The organism is Streptomyces sp. E11-3 (genome assembly GCF_046540415.1).
In the GTDB taxonomy this organism is placed as follows: domain Bacteria; phylum Actinomycetota; class Actinomycetes; order Streptomycetales; family Streptomycetaceae; genus Streptomyces.
In genome coordinates, this window is sequence record NZ_JAZGRL010000012.1 from 1 (window position 1) to 3,923 (window position 3,923).

At 73.9% G+C, this 3,923-nt stretch carries 3 protein-coding genes; 2 read left to right on the forward strand and 1 reads right to left on the reverse strand.

Annotated features, from left to right (window positions below):
• The coding region (locus U9R90_RS34095; RefSeq protein WP_411061178.1) for an FHA domain-containing protein at positions 1–851 on the reverse strand (851 nt) is incomplete at its 3' end.
• 346 nt (positions 852–1,197) lie between these two features.
• Here U9R90_RS34095 and U9R90_RS34100 point away from each other — a divergent pair.
• Together U9R90_RS34100 and U9R90_RS34105 are read left to right on the forward strand one after the other, a co-directional pair.
• Positions 1,198–2,892: a serine/threonine-protein kinase gene (locus U9R90_RS34100; protein ID WP_411061180.1), complete on the forward strand. Its 1,695-nt coding sequence runs from the start codon at positions 1,198–1,200 to the stop codon at positions 2,890–2,892.
• Positions 2,893–3,023: 131 nt separating this feature from the next.
• Positions 3,024–3,923: serine/threonine-protein kinase (locus tag U9R90_RS34105; RefSeq protein WP_411061182.1), on the forward strand; the 900-nt coding region annotated here is incomplete at its 3' end.

The window sequence follows — 3,923 nt, forward strand, 5'->3', positions numbered from 1 at the left end:
CCGGCGTCGTAGGCCCCCGGCCCCCCGCGCGCGTGGCCGTCCGGGCTCGTGGCGTCGGCCGGGTCCCCGCCGCGGCCGTGGGTGGCCTCGTCGGACCGCGTCGCCCAGGTCGCCGAGCCGTACCCGTGCCCGGTGGGGCTGGCCGGAGGGGCGGCGCCCAGGGGCCCGGCGGGTACGAGGGCGGGCCCGCCGCCCTGAAGGGCCGAGGTCGGGGTCACCCGGAGCTGGCCCTCGCCGTCCACCGACGTCGGCAGGGTGGTCTCCGTGTCGACCGGCGTCAGGCGCAGCGTGGACTCGCCGACGCGCAGCAGCGCCCCTGGCGAGAACCGGACCGGCCGGTCGGTGACCGCCCTGCCGTCGAGCGTCGTGCCGTTCGTGGAGTCCAGGTCGGCGACGCTGACCCGGCCGTCATCGCCGACCGTCACCGCGCAGTGCAGCCGCGAGACGTCCGGGTCGTCCAGTGGTACGTCGGCGTCCGCTGAGCGGCCGATCGTGACCCGGCCGCCGTGCAGCAGATGCACCCCGCCCGCGTCAGGACCCGCGACGACATGGAGCCGGGCCGCGGCCCCGTCGGTCGACGGGGCGGGCTCCGCGGGGGAGTGCAGTGACAGCACGGCGCCGTCGATCAGCGGCGGCTCGCCCAGCACGCAGCGCTGCGGGTCGAGCCGCTCGGAACCGGCGTAGATCTGCGCGGGCCCGTCCGCGCCGCCGACCGCCTTGGCCAGACCGGATGCCACCGCGGCCAGCGCGGTCCCGGCCGGTGCGGTGACCAGCACATCGCAGGCGCGCACATCGAAGGCGCGGGCGGTGCGGCCGCTCTGCGGCCCGAGGACGGTCAGCCGGATCTGCATCGCCGTCAGCGGTCCCTTCTGCGCGGGTGCCCGGCAGGGAGACTGCCCATGTCACACATCCCCCCACCACAGCACGGCATGGCTCCGTGCTGTGGTGCATCCTCGCACCTGCCACTGACAACACGCCCACTGACTGCTGCCTTTACCCCCGAACCGGCGCCGCTCGACGGGGAGCGGCGTGACCCCGCGATCCCCCTCCGTCACCCCGGCAACCATCCGCCCGCGCCGCGCGTCTTCCCATCGAACGCCGATCCGGGTTGGCCGGTCACGGCGGATCGGTGCCTCATCCGGCCGCACTACAGTGGGTCGGAACGAGACCAGCAGATCGATGCAGGGAGCGCATGACGTGCGGCCGGTAGGCAGCAAGTACTTGCTCGAGGAGCCGCTCGGACGCGGCGCCACGGGCACCGTCTGGCGTGCCCGCCAGCGGGAGACCGCGGGCGCCGAGGCGGCCGTCGCCGGCCAGCCCGGCGAGACCGTCGCGATCAAGGTCCTCAAGGAGGAGCTGGCGAACGACGCGGACGTCGTGATGCGCTTCCTGCGCGAGCGCTCCGTCCTGCTCCGCCTGACCCACCCGAACATCGTGCGCACCCGCGACCTGGTCGTCGAGGGCGATCTCCTCGCCCTGGTGATGGACCTGGTCGAGGGCCCGGACCTGCACCACTACATCCGGGACAACGGCCCGATGACCCCGGTCGCGGCGTCCCTGCTCACCGCCCAGATCGCCGACGCGCTCGCCGCCAGCCACGCCGACGGCGTCGTACACCGCGACCTCAAGCCCGCCAACGTCCTGCTCCAGGACGACGGCGAGCAGATGCACCCGATGCTCACCGACTTCGGCATCGCGCGCCTCGCCGACTCCCCGGGCCTGACCCGTACCCATGAATTCGTCGGCACGCCCGCGTACGTCGCGCCGGAGTCGGCCGAAGGCCGCCCGCAGACCTCCGCTGTCGACATCTACGGCGCCGGCATCCTGCTGTACGAGCTGGTCACCGGCCGACCGCCGTTCGCCGGCGGCACCGCGCTTGAGGTGCTGCACCGCCACCTCAGCGAGGAGGTGCGGTGCCCCGCGGGGGTGCCCGAGCCGCTGTGGACGGTCATCGAGCGCTGTCTGCGCAAGAACCCCGACGACCGGCCGAGCGCCGAGAACCTGGCGCGCGGGCTGCGGGTCGTCGCGGAGGGCATCGGTACGCAGGCCGGCCCCGCCCAGTACGCGGCCGCCGCGGGCGTCGGCGCCCTGCTCGCGCCCGACCCGGCACCCGCGGCGGTCCCGGCACCGCCGGGCGCCGCCGACCCCACCCAGGCCCTGCCGCAGAACGCGGCCGCGTACGGGCAGCACGACCCGAACGCCGCCACCAACGTGATGCCGCACACCGGGGGCGACGCCGACCCCACCTCCGTACTGCCGAGCAACCGCGGAGCGGACCCGACCGCGGTCATGCCGCCGGTGCCGCAGAACCCCGACGGGACGCCGCAGTCGGACGACCCGCATCCCTGGCAGAGCCAGATGCGGGCGGCCCGCGACCGCAGCGAGCAGACCCAGATCCAGTACCTGGACCCGGAGCAGGACCCGCTGCGCCGCCGCCCGCAGCGGCAGGTGGCCCGCAACCAGCCCCAGCCCCAGCCGCCGCAGCCCCAGCGCCAGCAGCCCCCGCAGCGGCGTCAGCAGTACCCGCCGCAGCACCAGCAGCCGCAGCAGTACCCCCCGCAGCATCAGCAGCCCCAGCACCAGCAGCCTCAGCGGTACGCCCCCCAGCCCCAGCAGCCGCAGCCCCAGCACTACGCGCCGCCGCAGCAGCCCCAGCAGCCCGCCCCTCGGCAGCCCCGCGAGCCGCGTCGGCGCAGCGCCAACCCGATGCGCATTCCGGGCCTGGGCTGCCTCAAGGGCTGTCTGTTCACGATCGTCCTGCTGTTCGTGGTCGGCTGGATGGTCTGGGAGTTCACCCCGCTCCAGGACTGGGTCAACACGAGCAAGAGCTACTGGGAGCTGATCTCGGACTGGACCTCCAACGCCGCCGACTGGGTCAAGGACCTCAACTAGAAGCCCCTGACGCCAGAAGGCCCTGACTTAGGGGATTTGTCGACATCCGCAGGGTGATTTCTCCCGCTGAAGCGAAGGTTGACCGCAGAGCCGCGTAGCTTTGTCGGCAACACGCGTCTGTAGGAGCAGTCTTGGCACGGAAAATCGGCAGCCGGTACACCGCCCACCAGATTCTGGGGCGCGGGTCAGCCGGCACGGTGTGGCTGGGCGAGGGGCCGGACGGCCCCGTCGCGATCAAGCTCCTGCGCGAGGACCTCGCGTCCGACCAGGAGCTCGTCGGACGCTTCGTCCAGGAGCGCACCGCACTGCTGAGCCTCGACCACCCGCGCGTGGTCGGCGTGGTCGACCTGGTCGTGGACGGCACCGACCTCGCGCTGGTCATGGAGCTCGTACGCGGCACCGACCTGCGCACCCGCCTGGAGCGGGAGCGCCGCCTCGCCCCGGAGGCCGCGGTCGCCATCGCCGCGGACATCGCGGACGGCCTCGCCGCCGCGCACGCCGCGGGGATCGTGCACCGGGACGTCAAACCGGAGAACGTCCTCCTGGACATGCAGGGCCCGCTCGGCCCCGGCGGTTCGCACCCCGCGCTGCTCACCGACTTCGGCGTCGCCAAGCTGGTCGACTCACCGCGCCGCACGCGCGCGACGAAGGTCATCGGGACGCCGGACTACCTCGCCCCCGAGATCATCGAGGGGCTGCCGCCGCGGGCCGCCGTCGACATCTACGCCCTGGCGACCGTCCTGTACGAGCTGCTGGCCGGGTTCACGCCGTTCGGCGGCGGGCACCCGGGAGCGGTGCTGCGGCGCCATGTCACGGAGACGGTGGTTCCGCTTCCCGGCATCCCCGATGAGCTGTGGCAGCTGATCGTGCAGTGCCTGGCCAAGGCCCCGGCGTCCCGGCTGCGGGCGTCCGAGCTGGCCGCGCGGCTGCGGGATCAGCTGCCGCTGGTGGCCGGGATGGCGCCGCTCGATGTCGACTCACCTGACGACGCGGAGGCCGAGGACTCGGCGCACGAGGCGTACGAGGGCGGG